General features: G+C 65.7%; 16 protein-coding genes. 13 read left to right on the top strand and 3 right to left on the bottom strand.

What is annotated here, in order from left to right; translation table 11 throughout:
• The first annotated feature begins 17 nt into the window (after positions 1 to 17).
• Genes dbpA through DD542_RS16085 form a run of 3 tightly spaced genes read left to right on the top strand, consistent with a single transcriptional unit; the run spans position 18 to position 2,320 of the window.
• Positions 18 to 1,424, top strand: a complete 1,407-nt coding sequence (gene dbpA / locus DD542_RS16095; RefSeq protein ID WP_127806328.1) for an ATP-dependent RNA helicase DbpA — start codon at positions 18 to 20, stop codon at positions 1,422 to 1,424.
• Between the two features lie 54 nt (positions 1,425 to 1,478).
• On the top strand, positions 1,479 to 1,724 hold the full coding sequence (locus DD542_RS16090; protein WP_127806327.1) for a DUF3297 family protein: 246 nt from the start codon (positions 1,479 to 1,481) through the stop codon (positions 1,722 to 1,724).
• A gap of 11 nt (positions 1,725 to 1,735) precedes the next feature.
• Entirely contained in the window at positions 1,736 to 2,320 is a 585-nt protein-coding gene (locus DD542_RS16085; RefSeq protein WP_127806326.1) for a DUF1439 domain-containing protein, read from the top strand.
• A 6-nt stretch (positions 2,321 to 2,326) separates the two neighbouring features.
• On the opposite strand, the gene DD542_RS16080 is transcribed toward DD542_RS16085, so the two are convergent.
• The 3 genes from DD542_RS16080 to DD542_RS16070 are packed head-to-tail and all read right to left on the bottom strand — an operon-like array spanning position 2,327 to position 5,435.
• Complete coding sequence (locus tag DD542_RS16080; protein WP_164868415.1) at positions 2,327 to 3,517, bottom strand: AAA family ATPase; 1,191 nt, start codon at positions 3,515 to 3,517, stop codon at positions 2,327 to 2,329.
• Between the two features lie 41 nt (positions 3,518 to 3,558).
• Positions 3,559 to 4,479, bottom strand: a complete 921-nt coding sequence (gene xerD / locus DD542_RS16075; protein ID WP_127806324.1) for a site-specific tyrosine recombinase XerD — start codon at positions 4,477 to 4,479, stop codon at positions 3,559 to 3,561.
• A complete protein-coding gene (locus DD542_RS16070; protein ID WP_127807417.1) occupies positions 4,479 to 5,435 on the bottom strand; it encodes a tripartite tricarboxylate transporter substrate binding protein BugE in 957 nt (318 codons plus the stop codon). Before DD542_RS16070 ends, xerD begins: the two co-directional genes overlap by 1 nt.
• Before the next feature lie 178 nt (positions 5,436 to 5,613).
• Here DD542_RS16070 and DD542_RS16065 point away from each other — a divergent pair, with 178 nt between their 5' ends.
• The 10 genes from DD542_RS16065 to rfbA all read left to right on the top strand — a co-directional run bounded on the left by DD542_RS16065 (position 5,614) and on the right by rfbA (position 16,273).
• Positions 5,614 to 6,519: an AEC family transporter gene (locus tag DD542_RS16065; RefSeq protein ID WP_066155484.1), complete on the top strand. Its 906-nt coding sequence runs from the start codon at positions 5,614 to 5,616 to the stop codon at positions 6,517 to 6,519.
• Positions 6,520 to 6,595: 76 nt separating this feature from the next.
• Positions 6,596 to 7,762, top strand: coding sequence for a nucleotide sugar dehydrogenase (locus tag DD542_RS16060; RefSeq protein WP_127806323.1), 1,167 nt, complete (start codon positions 6,596 to 6,598; stop codon positions 7,760 to 7,762).
• A gap of 30 nt (positions 7,763 to 7,792) precedes the next feature.
• Positions 7,793 to 9,589, top strand: coding sequence for an SGNH/GDSL hydrolase family protein (locus DD542_RS16055; protein WP_079365327.1), 1,797 nt, complete (start codon positions 7,793 to 7,795; stop codon positions 9,587 to 9,589).
• Positions 9,590 to 9,599: 10 nt separating this feature from the next.
• Positions 9,600 to 10,670, top strand: coding sequence for a glycosyltransferase (locus DD542_RS16050; protein ID WP_127806322.1), 1,071 nt, complete (start codon positions 9,600 to 9,602; stop codon positions 10,668 to 10,670).
• On the top strand, positions 10,667 to 11,620 hold the full coding sequence (locus DD542_RS16045) for a glycosyltransferase family 2 protein (RefSeq protein ID WP_084397286.1): 954 nt from the start codon (positions 10,667 to 10,669) through the stop codon (positions 11,618 to 11,620). Before DD542_RS16050 ends, DD542_RS16045 begins: the two co-directional genes overlap by 4 nt.
• A 31-nt stretch (positions 11,621 to 11,651) precedes the next feature.
• Positions 11,652 to 12,611 (top strand): glycosyltransferase family 2 protein, encoded by a 960-nt coding sequence (locus DD542_RS16040; protein ID WP_127806321.1) that lies wholly within the window; start codon positions 11,652 to 11,654, stop codon positions 12,609 to 12,611.
• Entirely contained in the window at positions 12,608 to 13,339 is a 732-nt protein-coding gene (locus tag DD542_RS16035) for a glycosyltransferase family 2 protein (protein ID WP_206610683.1), read from the top strand. Before DD542_RS16040 ends, DD542_RS16035 begins: the two co-directional genes overlap by 4 nt.
• A 98-nt stretch (positions 13,340 to 13,437) precedes the next feature.
• Positions 13,438 to 14,502 (top strand): dTDP-glucose 4,6-dehydratase, encoded by a 1,065-nt coding sequence (gene rfbB / locus DD542_RS16030; protein ID WP_127806320.1) that lies wholly within the window; start codon positions 13,438 to 13,440, stop codon positions 14,500 to 14,502.
• Entirely contained in the window at positions 14,499 to 15,395 is an 897-nt protein-coding gene (rfbD, locus tag DD542_RS16025; RefSeq protein WP_127806319.1) for a dTDP-4-dehydrorhamnose reductase, read from the top strand. Before rfbB ends, rfbD begins: the two co-directional genes overlap by 4 nt.
• On the top strand, positions 15,392 to 16,273 hold the full coding sequence (gene rfbA / locus DD542_RS16020) for a glucose-1-phosphate thymidylyltransferase RfbA (protein ID WP_127806318.1): 882 nt from the start codon (positions 15,392 to 15,394) through the stop codon (positions 16,271 to 16,273). The genes rfbD and rfbA overlap by 4 nt, the downstream gene beginning before the upstream one ends.

The raw sequence follows: 16,273 nt of genomic DNA, 5'->3' as shown, positions 1-16,273 counted from the left end.
TGTGCGGATAATCGCCGATGACCTCCGCCTCCCCCGCATCCTCCGACGCCGGTTTCAGCCAGCTCCCCCTCTCGCCCGCCACCCTGGCCAACCTGGAGCAACTGGGCTACCTGCGCATGACGCCGATCCAGGCGGCCTGCCTGCCGCCCGCCCTGCTGGGCAAGGACCTCATCGCCCAGGCCCAGACCGGCAGCGGCAAGACCGCCGCCTTCGCCCTGGCCCTGCTGACCAACCTCAACCCGCGCCGCTTCGCGGTGCAGACCCTGGTGCTCTGCCCCACGCGCGAGCTGGCCGACCAGGTGACCACCGAGATCCGGCGCCTGGCGCGCGCCGAGGACAACATCAAGGTCGTCACGCTCTGCGGCGGCGTGCCTCTGCGCGGGCAACTGGCCACACTGGAGCATGGCGCACACATCGTGGTCGGTACACCCGGCCGCATCATGGACCACCTGGAGCGCGGCAGCCTGCAGCTGGACGCGCTCAACACCCTGGTGCTGGACGAGGCCGACCGCATGCTGGACATGGGTTTCTTCGACGACATCGTCAAAGTCGCCAAGCAGTGCCCCAAAGAGCGCCAGACCCTGCTGTTCTCGGCCACCTACCCTGAAGGCATCGCCAAGCTGGCGGCGCAGTTCATGCGCGATCCGCAGACGATTGCCGTGCAGGCCCAGCACAGCAGCGCGCAGATCGAACAGCGCTGGTACGAGGTGAGCGACAAGGAGCGCCTGCACATGGTGGGCCAGCTGCTGCTGCACTTCCGCCCGGCCAGCACCATCGCCTTCTGCAACACCAAGGCCCAGTGCCGCGACCTGGTGGCCGTGCTGCAGGCCCAGGGCTTCAGCGCGCTGGCCCTGTTCGGTGAACTGGAGCAGCGCGAGCGCGACCAGGTGCTGGTGCGCTTTGCCAACCGCAGCTGCAGCGTGCTGGTGGCCACCGACGTGGCCGCGCGCGGGCTGGACATCGCCAGCCTGGCGGCCGTCATCAACGTGGACGTGACGCCCGACCCCGAGGTGCACATCCACCGCATTGGCCGCACGGGCCGCGCGGGCGAGAGCGGCCTGGCGCTGAACCTGGCGAGCATGGACGAGATGGGTTGCGTGGGCCGCATCGAACAGCTGCAGGGCCGCGAATCCGAATGGCATCCGGTCAGTGAACTCGTGCCCGCCAGTGCCGAACCGCTGCAGCCGCCCATGGCCACGCTGCACATCCAGGGCGGACGCAAGGAAAAGATCCGGCCCGGCGACGTGCTGGGTGCGCTCACCGCCGACCTGGGCTACACCCGTGAGCAGGTGGGCAAGATCAACGTCAACGAATGGTCCACCTATGTGGCGGTGGACCGTGCCATCGCACAGCAGGTGGCCAGCCGCCTGTCCACCACCAGGGTCAAGGGCAAAAGCGTGAAGGTGCGGGTGCTGGAGGACTGAGCCGACACCCGATGCGGGACAATCGGCGTTTTCTGATTTCCGATCCTCTGCCTCATGTCTGACACCGTCCGCCCCGACCTCCCTGACCGCCTCTCCATCGATCCGCGCAGCCCCCACCATGTGGCGGCCGTGTTCGAGCACGACATCGGCATCCGCTTCAACGGCAAGGAGCGCTTCGACGTGGCCGAGTACTGCATCAGCGAAGGCTGGGTCAAGGTGCAGTCGAGCAAGACGGTGGACCGCCGTGGCCAGCCTGTGCTGATCCAGCTCAAGGGCCCGGTCGAGGTGTTCTACCGCTGAGCTGAGTCCGCGTGCGCCGCCGCCTGCTTCTTTCGTTGGTGACGGTGGGCCTGTGCGGGCACAGCCTGGCGCAGACCACCGGCGCCGCGTCGGCCGAACCGCCCCCCGCCCTGCCCCGCATCACGGTGCCGCAGGACCTGCTGCAGACCGAGGTGGCCAAACGCTTTCCGGTGCGCTACCCGGTCGCCGGCCTGGTGAACCTGGACCTCGGCGCACCGCGCCTGGGCCTGCTGCCGGCGCAGAACCGGCTGCGCGCCGAGATGCCGGTGACCGCCGCCGGCGCGGCACTGGCCCGCACCCAGCAAGGCAGCTTCACGGTCGACTTCGCGCTGCGCTACGAACACAGCGACCGCTCGCTGCGGGCCCACCAGCTCAAGGTCTACCGCTTCCGGTTCCCCGGCCTGCAGCCCGAGGCGGTGGACCTCCTCAACACCTACGCCCCCGCGCTGGCCGAGCAGTCGCTGCGCGAAGTGGTGCTCTACCAGCTGCCACAGAAGGAAGCCGCCATGGCCGACCTGCTGGGCCTGCGGCCTGGCCAGATCACGGTCACCGAGCAGGGGCTGCTGGTGGAGCTGGTGCAGCGGCCGCCGCAATGAGCGTCGTCAGACCTGACGACGCATGGCGCCGAAACGGCGCATCAGCATGCCCTGCACCTGCGCCGGCGACAGACCCTGCGGGGCGTGCTTCGAGGCGAACGCCAGCGCCGCCACCTCGTCCGGGTCGAACTTCAGGTAGAGCCGCCGCAGCTGCTCTTCGTCACAGGCGCCCAGTTCCACCCGCTCGTCGATGCGCCCGGCGCGGATCAGCGCCTCGTCCAGACGCTCGGCGTGGTTGGTCGTCATGAATAGCACATTGCCCTCCTGCGTCGCCACACCGTCCAGCGCGTTGAGGAAGCCGGAGAAGGACAGCCGCACCTGGGCGTGCGCCGCGTCGCGCTGGCGGAAGAAGGCGTCGACGTCCTCAATCAGCAGCAGCGAGCGCTGCGGTACCGCCGCCAGCAGGGTGTGGATCTTCTCGTCGGTGACAATGGGCGAGGCTAGGCTGAGCGTGCAGACGTTCAGGTGCAGCTCGGACGCCAGCGCGGTGACCAGCGAGGTCTTGCCGGTGCCCGGAGGCCCGTAGAGCAGGTAGCCGCGGCGCCAGGGAATGCCCAGTTCCGCGTAGCGCTCGTGGGCAGCGTAGAACGATTGCAGGTCGGCCAGCAGCGCCTCGGCCTGCCCGGCCTTGAGCACCACAGACGACAGCGGGCGGCGCGAGCCCAGCCGTGCCCGCATCCAGTCCCCGCCGTGGAACGGGTTGGGGATATAGACCGAGAGCGTGTCGCTCTCGCGGCTGGCGCGCGCGTCGATGGCGCGCTGCAGAAAGGCCGACAGCCAGCCACCGGAGCGACCGAAGTGCGACAGGCTGATGCGCTCGAACACGCTTTGCGTCACCTGCAGTTCGCGGCGTATCCAGACCAGCCGGCCGTCGATCCAGAGGATGTGCAGGCCTTCGCCAGGCGACAGATAGGCCCGGGGCGCCTGGCCGGCCCGCAGGTCCTCGGCCAGGCTCTGGTATTCCGTGCCCTGGCGCACGCTGCGGGCCGTGAACTGGTTGACCTGCCGCAGCGAGGGATGGGTGTCCATGTACTCCACGAGCGCCGAAAACAGGAACTCGTCGCGCGAGTCGATGGAGAGGGTGGAGATGAAGAAGCGCTTGCCCCAGGAGACCACCAGCCCGGGCACGTCTCTCAGCCAGAACGCCAGCGCGCCCGCCGCCGCCAGCATCGCGGCCTGCGCCACGGGGGTTTGCAAGAAGCCATCCATATCCGGGTTATACCCCCAGGACCATCCCCTCAGCCGCGCGGATGGTGCTGCGCCACGACCGATTTGAGCCGCTCGCGCGCGACATGGGTGTAGATGGTGGTGGTCGAAATGTCGGCGTGCCCCAGCAGCATCTGCACGGCACGCAGGTCGGCGCCGTGGTTGAGCAGATGGGTGGCGAAGGCATGGCGCAGCGTGTGGGGCGACAGCGGCGAGGTGATGCCGGCGGCCAGCGCGTAGCGCTTGACCAGGTTCCAGAACATCACCCGGCTCATGGCTTCGCCGGCCTTGCTGCCGCGCGCGGTGACGAACAGGTCTTCGCTGGCTTGCCCACCGAGGATCTCGGGGCGCCCTTCCCTCAGATAACGCTGCAGCCACTCACCAGCGATCTGCCCGAACGGCACCAGCCGCTCCTTGTTGCCCTTGCCAGTCACCCGCAGCACGTGGTCCTGGTGGCCCACCTGAAAGGTGCGCAGCGTCACCAGCTCGCTCACCCGCAGCCCGCTGGCGTACATCAGCTCCAGCATGGCGCGGTCGCGCAGGCCGAGCGGTGTGGCGGTGTCGGGTGCGTTCAGCAGCGCCTCGACCTGGGCTTCGGACAGCGTCTTGGGCACGCGCAGCGGCTGACGCGCCGCGGTCAACCGCAGGGTCGGATCGGCGTCGATGAGGCGCTCGCGCAGTGCCCAGCGGAAATAGCGCTTGAACACCGTGAGGCGCCGGTTGGCGGTGGTCGCCCGGGTCTCGGCGTGGCGGCTGGCGAAGTAGGCATGGATGTCGGCCTCGCCCGCCTGCGGCAGGGAACGCGCGCCATGGGCCGCCAGCCACTGGCCGAACAGCACGAGGTCGCGCCGGTATGCGTCGAGCGTGTTGCGCGAGAGGCCCTCCTCCAGCCAGAGGGCATCGACAAAGGCGCCCGCGCTCTCTTCGCTGCGCGCGAGCGCCGTGGGGTCCATCAGTCCAGCGAGAGCTTCTGCTTGGTGACGACTTCCTTGTACACCTCGTACTCGGCCTTGATCTGGGCCGTGAACTGCTCGGGTGTGTTGGCCACGATCAGCGAACCGGTGTCCTCGATGCGCTTGCGGACCGCCGGGTCCGTCAGGGCCGTCTTGGTGGTGTTGTAGAGCTTGTCCACCACGTCCTTCGGCATGCCCTTGGGGCCGATGAGGCCGTAGTAGGCCATGCGGTTCACAGGCTCCAGCCCCACTTCCTTGAAGGTCGGCACGTCGGGCAGCACCGGCAGGCGCTGCGGCGCGGCCACCACGATGGGCACCAGGCGACCAGCCTTGATGTGCGGCAGGGCCGACGGCAGGTTGTCAAAGATGATGGGCACCTGGCCGCCCACGGTGTCGTTCAGGGCCGGACCGGCGCCACGGTAGGGAATGTGGGTCATGAACACACCCGCAAGGCTCTTGAACAGCTCGGTCTGCAGGTGGCCGATGCCACCGGTGCCGGAGCTGGCGTAGCTGTACTTGCCAGGGCTCTTCTTGAGCTCGGCGATGAAGGCCTTGTAGTCCTTGGCCGGGAAGCTGGGGTGCACCGCGATCACGTTGGGCGTGGCGGCGATGTTGGTGATGGGGGTGAAGTCGGTGAGCGTGTTGTACGGGATCTTGGGATTGATCGCCGGGTTCGCCGCCGTGGTGGACACCGTGGCCATGCCGATGATGTAACCGTCGGCGGCGGCACGTGCCAGCTCGGTGGCACCGATCACACCGCCGCCACCAGCCTTGTTCTCGACCACCACGCTCTGGCCCAGCGATTTGCCCAGAGGCTCGGACATGACGCGCGCGACGATGTCGGTCGTACCGCCTGGTGCGAACGGTACCTGCAGGCGGATGACCTTGGTCGGGTAGGCCTGCGCCCAGGCCACTCCGGTCGCACCCAGCGACATGGCAACCAGACCCAGCCCCATCAGGGAACGGCGAGCAAACATGCGATCTCTCCTTCGTTGTACACAAAACAATAGCAACGGTCATATTACCCCTGCCAGCCCCCCGGGACTGTAGACAGGCTGCACCCGGTTGACCATGGGGAGACTACATAAGTACAAACCCCCGGAAGCAGGCACGTCCGGGCGCTATGCTCGCCCGGTGAACTTTGCCCAACTGCTCTTTCCGGACTTTTCGCTGATCCTCTGCGGCTACCTGGTCTGCCGCTTCACCGCCCTGAACCGGACGGTGTGGGAGCCACTGGAAAGCCTGGTGTATTTCTTCCTGTTCCCGGTCCTGCTCTTCCACTCGATCGTCAAGAGCCCACTGGACATAGGTGCCGCCTCCAGCCTTATGGCGGCCGGCCTGGCACTGGGCATCTGTGGCATCGCGCTGTCCTATTCGCTGCCTCACTGGCCCTGGCTGGGGCGCCGGCTGGACCCGCGGTTGCACGCCGCCAGCGCACAGGTGGGGTTCCGGTTCAACTCCTTCATCGCCCTGGCACTGGCCGACAAGATCGCCGGCCCCCAGGGGCTGCTGATGATTGCGGTGCTGATCGGGGTCTGCGTGCCATTGTTCAACGTGGGCGCCGTATGGCCGATGGCCCGCCGCGCCAACAAGGGCTTCGCCCGCGAGCTGGTGCGAAACCCGCTGATCATCGCCACCGCCAGCGGGCTCGTCGCCAATTTGCTCGGCTTCACGGTTCCGTCCTGGCTGGAACCGACGGTCAACCGCATCGGGCAGGCCTCGCTGGCCCTGGGGCTGATGGCCGCTGGCGCGGGTATGCGGCTGGGCAGCCTGACCAAGGCCAAGCAACTCGGCGCGATGGTGTTGTGCGTCAAGCACCTGGGCATGCCGCTGCTCGCCTTCGGGCTGGCCATGGCCTTCCGCCTCGACACGGCACAGACCACCATCTTGCTGATGTTCTCCGCCGTGCCGACGGCCTCCAGCTGCTACGTGCTGGCGGCCAGGATGGGCTACGACGGGCCCTATGTGGCCGGTCTGGTGACCCTGTCCACACTGCTGGGCATGGCCAGCCTTCCGTTCGCGCTGGGAATCCTGGCCTAAGGAACCCATAAGGGTCTCAGAGGCCCCTATGGCAAAATTCCAAGGTTTTAGGCCTAGCTCTTTCACAAGGTTTCTCATGAAGATTGCGGTTGCTGGCACCGGCTACGTCGGGCTGTCCAACGCCGTGCTGCTGTCCCAGCACCACGAAGTCGTCGCTCTGGACATCGTTCCCGAGAAGGTGGCGCTGATCAATGCGCGCAAGAGTCCGATCGTCGACGCGGACATCGAAGACTTCCTGGCCCACCAGCCGCTGAACCTGCGCGCCACGCTGGACAAGCACGAAGCCTACGAAGGCGCCAGCTTCGTCATCATTGCGACGCCCACCGACTACGACCCCGAGACCAACTACTTCAACACGCGGTCGGTCGAGGCGGTGATCCGTGACGTGATGCAGATCAACCCGCAGGCAGTGATGGTGATCAAGTCCACGGTGCCCGTGGGCTATACCGCCAAGCTGCGCGAGCAGACCGGCTGCCAGAACCTGCTCTTCTCGCCCGAGTTCCTGCGCGAAGGCAAGGCCCTGCACGACAACCTGTACCCGTCACGCATCATCGTGGGCGAGCGTTCGGAGCGGGCTGAGACCTTCGCCGGGCTGCTCAAGGAAGGTGCTCGCAAGCAGGACATTCCGGTGCTGTTCGTCGATTCGACCGAAGCCGAGGCGGTCAAGCTGTTCTCCAACACCTACCTGGCCATGCGGGTGGCCTATTTCAACGAGCTGGACACCTACGCCGCGGCGCACAACCTGGATTCGCGCCAGATCATCGAGGGCGTCGGCCTCGATCCGCGCATCGGCAACCACTACAACAACCCCTCCTTCGGCTACGGCGGCTACTGCCTGCCCAAGGACACGAAGCAGATGCTGGCCAACTACCAGCACGTGCCGCAAAACCTGATCCAGGCGATCGTCCAGTCCAACACCACGCGCAAGGACTTCATCGCCGAGAGCATCCTGAAGCAGAAGCCCAAGACGGTCGGCGTGTTCCGGCTGATCATGAAGGCGGGCTCGGACAACTTCCGGTCCTCCAGCATCCAGGGCATCATGAAACGGATCAAGGCCAAAGGCGTCCGCGTCATCATCTACGAACCCGCCTTGCAGGAAGAAGAGTTCTTCCACTCGCCGGTGGTCAACGACCTCGAAACCTTCAAGAAGGAATCGGACGTGATCATCACCAACCGCCTCACGCCAGTACTGGCCGATGTGCAGGACAAGGTCTACACGCGCGACCTGTTCGGCAGCGACTGACCCACCAGACACTTTTCGGGGAGAACCTTCATGAAGTCACACCATGCCCTGTCGGCGATGACCCTGGCAGTCACGGCCCTGATCACCGGCTGCGCCAGCTCCGGCGGCTCCACCCCTTCGGTGGCCAACCCCTACAGCAGCAGCGGTGGCAGCTCGCTGGGTGAGGTCCATGTGAACACCATGCGGGTGTTCGGCGACAGTTACTCCGACCCGAACTTCACCAACTCCATCGGCACCATCAACTGGGCCACGCAGATGCAGGGCCGGGGCACGGTCACGAAGTCCGACATCTATGCGATCGGTGGTGCACGCGCCAGCTACGGCGAAGCACGCGCCTTCGACAAGCAGATCGACAACTGGAAGAACCGTGGCAGCGCCATCGCCGACCGGGATCTGACCGTGGTCTACCTGGGCCACAACGACATGGGTCGCAACGGCTCGCCGGACAACAACCTCACCAATGCCAAAAAAGGCTATTCGGATGGCGTGGCGCGCCTGATCGCGGCCGGTGCCGCGGCCGACAACCGCCGGCTGTTTGTCACCCAGTTGCACGACTGGGGCCGCGGACCGGGCGTGTCGTCGCTGGCCTCCCAGCAGGTGATCGGCTGGAACAACTACATCGCTTCGGTGGCCAACGCCACACCCAACGTGATCGCGGTGGACATGTACACCGTGTTCCAGCGCGTCTTCAACGAACCCGGCAAGTTCGGCTTCAACAACGTCTCGACGGCCAACCCCTCCCGCTCGGCAGTGGACACGCTCTACCACGACGCCACCCACTTCGGCAACCGGGGCCAGGACATCATCACCCGCGTCTACCAGCACTACCTGACCCGCGGCTGGGACTGGGCCAACAGTGTGAGCGCCGGCGCCGACTCGGCCGGGCGCATCAACCAGGACATCGACAACGGCACGCTGGTGCTGTCCATGGCCGAACAGAAGACCCTGCAGCCTGGCTTCAGGCTGCTGCCGCTGGGCCTGCGGGAGGGCGATGCCTTCCAGTTCAACGCACGCAACAGCCGGGTGTTCCAGCCGTTCGCCCAGACGCCGCAAGGCTCTGCGCCGACCGGCCTGGCCTTCGACATGCGCGTCGGATCGGCCGACAACGCCCAGAGCAGCCGCATGGGCATCGCCGTGTTCCAGCAGGACCAGGCCAAGTACCTGTCCACCACCGAGCAACGCAACTCCAAGCAGTACACCTCCGACGCCGTGTCGCTGTACTGGAACAAGCCGGTGTCGGGCTGGGTGATGAGCAGCCAGGTCTCCCACCTGGACCTGAAGTTTGCCAGCCACGCACAGGACGGTCTGGTCCGGCGCACGCTGGAAAACCGCCAGAGCGGCAGCACCTGGTCCTTCGAGAACAAGATGCGCTACCCGATGCGTGGCGAGTTCTTCAGCGTCACGCCCTGGGTGTCGCTGACCAACCAGTCGCACAGTCTCGACCCGGCCCTGACCTCCACCCTCTACACCACCGACGTGCTGTTCAGCTCCAACCGGGTCAACGAGTGGCTCTCGGGCATCGGCGTGGACCTGCAGACCGACCCGATCAGCCTGAGCGGCCAGCGCAAGCTGCGTTTCGGCGGCAGCCTGCACCACACCTCCAGCCTGTCGCGCGACACCGTGACCGTGTCGATGCGCGAGTCGGGCTCTCCCAACGTCGTGCAGCGCGAGATTTTCCCGCTGTCCAAGGTCGAGCGCACGCAGCTGGGTCTGCAGGCCACCATGGACGTGGCTCGCCACCTCCAGTTCAGCGCCACCTACGGCGCCCAATTGCAGGACGTGCGCAAGACACAGAGCGTGGTGTTCAAGGCCAACCTCCGCTTCTGATCCGCCCTTGATGAAAATCCTGTATGTCGCCGGACGGGAGGCCGCCTACTCACGCACCCGCATCGTGCTCAACGCCATGCGCCAGAACGGCTTTGAGGTGATCGAATGCCTGCCGCCCAACAAGTCATTCAAGCACTACCCGGGCCTGTTGCTCAAGACCCTACTGAACGCCCCCCGCTGTGATGCGGTTGTGGTGGGTTTCTACGGCCAGTTGCTCGCGCCGCTGGTGCGGCTGCTGACCTGGAAGCCCATCCTGTTCGACATGTACATCACCACGTACGACACGATGGTGTTCGACCGGGAGAAGGCGGCCCCCGGCTCGTTCAAGGCCCGCATCTATGGCCTCAGCGACTGGCTGTCCTACAAGATGACGAAGCTGTCCATCCTGGACAGCCACCACGTCATCGGCCATTTCGGGCGCACCATCCACACCGAGACCAGCAAGTTCCGCCGGCTCTTCCTGGCCGTGGACGACAGCGTGATCAAGCCGGGGCCTTTGCGGCCCGCCGATGGCGAGTTCCTCGTGCACTTCCATGGCGAATACATCCCGTTCCATGGCGTGCGTCACATCCTCAAGGCCGCCAAGCTGCTGGAACCACATGGTGTGAAGTTCCAGATAGTGGGCAAAGGCCTGACCTACGAAGAGGACATGCAACTGGCCCGCGAACTTGGCCTGCCGCATGTGAAGTTTCTGGACCCAGTGCCATACGCCAAGCTGGCCGAGCTGATGTCCCGGGCCGATGTGTGCCTGGGAATCTTCGGCGACAACGAGCGCGCCAAGCTGGTGCTGACCAACAAGGTCGTCGAGGCGATCGGCGTGGGCAAACCCCTGATCACCAGCCGCAACGAGCCCGTTCAGGAGCTGCTCAAGGACGGCGAAAGCGTGCTGCTGGTGAACCCCGCCGATCCTCAGGCGCTGGCCGATGCCATCCTGCGCCTCAAGAACGACGAGCCGCTGCGCCATCGCATCGCGGCCGCCGGCCACAAGGTGTTCAGGCAGCAGTGCGCCACCGAGACCTTCGGAAAACGCTTCACCGCGATCCTGCACGAGGTGCTGGGTACGCGACGCACCGCCGAATGAGTGAAGCGTCCGGTGCCGCGCCCTGCGTTCATGTGCTGCTGGCGTCCTACCAGGGTGGCAGGTACATCCGTGAGCAGCTGGAGTCGATCGCCGGCCAGACCCACCCCAACTGGACGCTGACCGTCAGCGACGACGGATCGACGGACGACACCGTGCGTCTGTGCGAAGCCTTCGCGGACAAGCACGGGGACCACCGCATCCGGCTCGTCAAAGGACCCGGGCGGCGCTCCACCGCCAACTTCTTCCACCTCCTGCGCACCGTCGAACCCACGTCCAACCACGACCTGATCGCGTTCAGCGACCAGGACGACGTCTGGCTACCGGAAAAGCTCTCCCGCGCCGTGGACGCACTGCGGGCCCTGCGGCCGACCACGGGCCAGCCGGCGCTGTATGCGGCGCGCACCCGCCTGGTCAACGAGCGACTGGAGCCCATCGGCGTGAGCCGCCTGCCACAACGCCCCCTGGGCTTCGGCAACGCCCTGCTGCAGAACGTCGCCAGCGGCAACACCATGGTGTTCAACCAGCCCCTGCTGCGGCTGATGCGCCGGGTCAAACCCGAGCATTCGGTCCTGCACGACTGGACGGCATACCAGGTCGTCACCGGCTGCGGCGGGCAGATGCACTTCGATCCGGAGCCCTGTCTGCTCTACCGCCAGCATGCCGACAACCTGATCGGATCGCAGGGCCGCTCCTGGGACAAGGTACTGCGCATGGGCATGCTGTTCAAGGGGCAGTACCGCACCTGGGGCGACCAGACGGAAGCGGCCATGAACGACATCGCCAATGAGCTGCAGCCCAAGGCGCTGGACGTGCTGCGCAAGTTCCAGGACATGCGCCGCCGCCCCGATCTGATCGGACGCATGCAGGCAGGACGCCACAGCGGCCTCTGGCGGCAGACCCGTTCCGGCCGCGCCTCGTTCTGGCTGGGCCTGGCCCTCAACCAGCTCTGACCTATCCCCGGCGGTCCACCCATCACTCTCCATGAGCCAGTCTCCCGTTCCTACTTTTTCTGACCCTGCTTCACCCTGGGTGCTGGTGCTGCTGCCGGTGTACAACGGCCAGCGCTTCCTCACACAACAGGTGGAATCCATCCTGAATCAGAGCGGCGTGAGCACCCACATCCTGTGCCGCGACGATGGATCGAGCGACGGATCACCTGGGCTGCTGCACGAGCTCCGACTGCGCTCGCCCGAGCGCATCACTGTGGTCGAGGACGACCTGGGCAACCTGGGCGCCAGTGGCAACTTCTCGTGCCTCATGCAACTGGCCTTGGACTTGGAGCCGTCCGGGTTCGGGCGCGCGGCCTACATCGCGCTTTCCGACCAGGACGACGTCTGGCACGACGACAAGGTGGCCATCGGGCTGGCCACCATCCGCTCGCTTGAACAAGCCCGCCCCGGTGCCCCAGCGCTGGTGCACAGCGACCTGCGCGTCATCGAAGAGGACGGCCGGGAGATCGCCCCATCAATGGCCCGGTACCAGGGCTTGCGCCCAGATCTCAGCAGTCTGCCAGCACAGCTGCTGAGCAACACGCTGACAGGGTGTACCAGCCTGATGAACCGAGCCTTGCTGGAGAAGGCCTTGCCGGTCCCGCCCGAAGCCATCATGCACGACTGGTGGTTGTCGCTGGTGGCCAGCGCCCTGGGCAGCCGCCGGTACCTGGACCAGTCCTTGATCGACTACCGCCAGCACGCCAGCAATGCCATCGGCGCCAAGGCGCAAGACAAACCCGTGGCCTTCAAGACCATCGTGCACCGCTTGTTCGACGACCGGCACGGCGAGATCTTTCGTCTCAACGCCCGCCAGGCGCGTGGTTTCATGGCACGTTTCGGCGGTGAGCTGACCGCCCGCCAACGGCTCACCACCTGGCTCGCATCCCAGCTGTCGCTGCCTTTTCCGCCCCTGCAGCGCCTGATCTACCGCGTGCTGAGGCGCTTGTGAGCATCCGCCTGTCCATGGTCAGCCACGGCCAGGCCCGACTGGCCAACCAGTTCCTGCAGGACCTGACCGGAACACACGAAGTGGCTGAACTGGTGGTCACGGAAAACATCCCGGACGCGCCCATGCACCCACCACCCGGCTTGACTGTCCTCGCGCACCACAACCCGTTGCCGTTGGGGTTTGCGGGCAACCACAACCAGGCCTTTGAGGGATGCGAACAAGCGTTCTACTGCGTAGCGAATCCCGACATCCGTTTGCCGATCAATCCGTTCCCGGGCCTCCTGGCAGCAATGCAAGACCCTACAGTGGGGCTGGTGGCTCCGCTGGTGCTCGGCCCGGCCGGACAGCCTGAGGACAACGCGCGGCGCTTTCCCACCCCCTGGAACCTGGCGCAGAAACTCGCTGGCGTGAACGATGGTCGCTACCACCTCATGCCCCAGTCGGATGCCCGCCCGGTCGAATGGGTCGCAGGAATGTTCCTGCTGTTTCGCGCCCAGGCGTTTCGGGATGTGGGAGGTTTTGATGCTAAATTCCACCTCTACTATGAAGATGTGGACATCTGCGCCCGGCTGTGGAAATCGGGCTGGAAAGTGATGTGCGATCCGGGGGTCACGGTGGTGCATGAGGCCCAGCGCGCCAGCCGGCACAGCTTCCAGTACATGCGCTGGCATGCTGCGAGCATGGCACGCTACTTTGGCAAGCACCTGGGCCGCCTGCCACTGGTATAGCCACCCCTTCAAGACACAAGCCCTTCAGAGCCGCTCCATCCCGATGGGTGGGTGACGGACTTCCACGATCTCGCCCGACACACCAAGCAGGAGAAAAGATGATTCTGGTTACCGGCGCCGCAGGCTTTATTGGCGCGAACTTCGTGCTCGACTGGGTCGCACAGTCCCAGGAACCCGTCGTGAATCTGGACAAGCTGACCTATGCCGGCAACCCCGAGAACCTGGCCAGCCTGCAGGGCAACCCCGGACACATCTTCGTTCAGGGTGACATAGGCGATCGCTCCCTTGTTGACCGCCTGCTGGCCGAACACAAGCCCAGGGCAGTGGTGAACTTCGCTGCAGAAAGCCACGTCGACCGATCCATTCACGGACCGGAGGACTTCATCCAGACCAACGTCGTCGGCACCTTCCACCTGCTGGAGTCTGTGCGTGCGTATTGGGGTTCTCTTGAAGGTGAAGCCAGGGCTGCTTTCCGGTTCCTGCACGTCTCGACCGACGAGGTCTACGGCACGCTCGGCCCGAACGATGCTCCGTTCACCGAGACCACACCCTACACGCCCAACAGCCCCTACTCGGCCTCCAAGGCGGCCAGCGACCACCTGGTGCGCGCCTACCACCACACCTACGGTCTGCCGGTGCTGACCACCAACTGTTCGAACAATTACGGTCCCTACCACTTCCCCGAGAAGCTGATCCCGCTGATGATCGTCAACGCCCTGGCCGGCAAGCCACTGCCGGTCTACGGCGACGGCATGCAGGTGCGCGACTGGTTGTTCGTCAAGGACCACTGCAGTGCGATCCGCCGCGTGCTCGAAGCCGGTACAACGGGTGAAACCTATAACGTGGGCGGCTGGAACGAAAAGCCCAACATCGAGATCGTCAAGACGGTCTGCGCACTGCTGGACGAGCTGCGTCCCCGCACCGATGGCCAGTCCTACGCCGCTCAGATCACCTACGTGAAAGACCGGCCGGGCCACGATCGCCGCTACGCCATCGACGCAACCAAGATCCACCGAGAACTGGGCTGGAAGCCTGCGGAAACCTTCGACACCGGCATCCGCAAGACCGTGCAGTGGTACCTGGACCATCCCGACTGGGTGGCGCACGTGCAAAGCGGCGACTACCGGAACTGGATCGGCCAGCAGTACGGAGCGCTTGCATGAAGATTCTCCTGACCGGCAAGAACGGCCAGGTCGGGTTTGAGTTGCAGAGAGCCCTGGCGCCACTGGGCACCGTTCATGCAGTGGATTCAGGCGACTGCGACCTGGCCGACGAACAGGCGCTGCGAGCCCTGATCAGGACCTCGTGCCCGGACCTCATCGTTAATCCCGCCGCGTACACCGCGGTGGATCGTGCCGAAGATGAAGCCGGCGGACAACTCGCCACCGCGGTCAACGCCATCGCCCCCGGGGTCATGGGTGAGGAAGCCGCGCGCCTGGGCGCCGCAGTCATCCACTACTCCACCGACTACGTTTTTGACGGTCACAAGGCCTCGCCATACGTGGAAACGGATCCGACAGCCCCTCTGGGGGCCTATGGGCGCAGCAAGCGCGACGGGGAGCTGGCCTTGATGCGCAGCACCCCGCGGCACCTCGTGCTTCGCACGAGCTGGGTGGTCGGAGCCCACGGAAACAACTTCGCAAAAACCATGCTCCGCCTGGCGGCCGATCGCAAGGAACTGAGCGTGGTCCATGACCAGGTGGGAGCCCCCACCTCTGCGGCCCTGATCGCTGACCTGACCGCACATCTGGCAATGCGGCTGCGCCAAGACACCGCCTTTCCGTTCGGCCTGTATCACATGACCGCCGGTGGAGAAACCTCCTGGTGCGAATACGCCCGCTTCGTGATCGAGCGCGCCGTCCATGCTGGTCAACCTCTGAGCCTGACCCCCGCGGACGTGCGCCCGATCGCCAGCGCCGACTACCCCACCCGGGCCCGCCGCCCACTGAACTCGCGGCTGGACACCCGCCGCTTCACCGAGACCTTCGGCCTGCGCCTGCCGCCATGGCGGGAAGGGCTGGGCCACATCCTGCAACAGATCCTGAGAACGCCATGAACAGAAAAGGCATCATCCTGGCCGGCGGCTCCGGCACGCGCCTGTACCCCGTGACGCAGGCGGTGAGCAAGCAGCTCATGCCCGTGTACGACAAGCCAATGATCTACTACCCGCTGAGCACCCTCATGCTCGCCGGCATCCGCGACATCCTGATCATCTCCACTCCGCAGGACACCCCGCGCTTTGCCGATCTGCTGGGCGATGGCAGCCAGTGGGGCCTGAACCTGCAGTACGCCGTGCAGCCCAGCCCCGACGGCCTGGCCCAGGCCTTCATCATCGGCGAGCAGTTCATCGGCAACGACCCTTCGTCTCTGGTGCTGGGCGACAACATCTTCTACGGCCACGACTTCGCAGCCCTGCTGGGCAACGCCACGCGCCGTCCGGACGGCGCCACCGTCTTCGCCTACCACGTGCACGACCCCGAGCGCTACGGCGTCGCCGAGTTCGACCCCTCGGGCAAGGTGCTCAGCCTGGAAGAGAAGCCGGCGAAACCCAAGAGCAACTACGCGGTCACGGGCCTCTACTTCTACGACAACCAGGTGGTGGAGCTGGCCAAGAACCTCAAGCCCTCGGCCCGCGGCGAGCTGGAGATCACCGATCTCAACCGCCTGTACCTGGAAGCCGGCTCGCTGCAGGTCGAAGTGATGGGCCGCGGCTACGCCTGGCTGGACACCGGCACCCACGACAGCCTGCTCGAAGCCGGCCAGTTCATCGCCACCCTGGAGAAGCGCCAGGGGCTGAAGGTGGCCTGCCCCGAAGAAATCGCCTACCGCAGCAAGTGGATCGACGCCGAGCAGGTGCAGCGCCTGATCAAGCCGCTGGCCAAAAACGGCTACGGCCAGTACCTGCAACAGATCATCAAAGACGAGCTGCGCTGA

Source organism: Hydrogenophaga sp. NH-16 (assembly GCF_004006415.1).
In the GTDB taxonomy this organism is placed as follows: Bacteria; Pseudomonadota; Gammaproteobacteria; order Burkholderiales; family Burkholderiaceae_C; genus Hydrogenophaga; species Hydrogenophaga pseudoflava.
The sequence above is the reverse complement of the archived record's forward strand: the minus strand, read 5'-3'. Positions and strand labels throughout refer to the sequence as shown.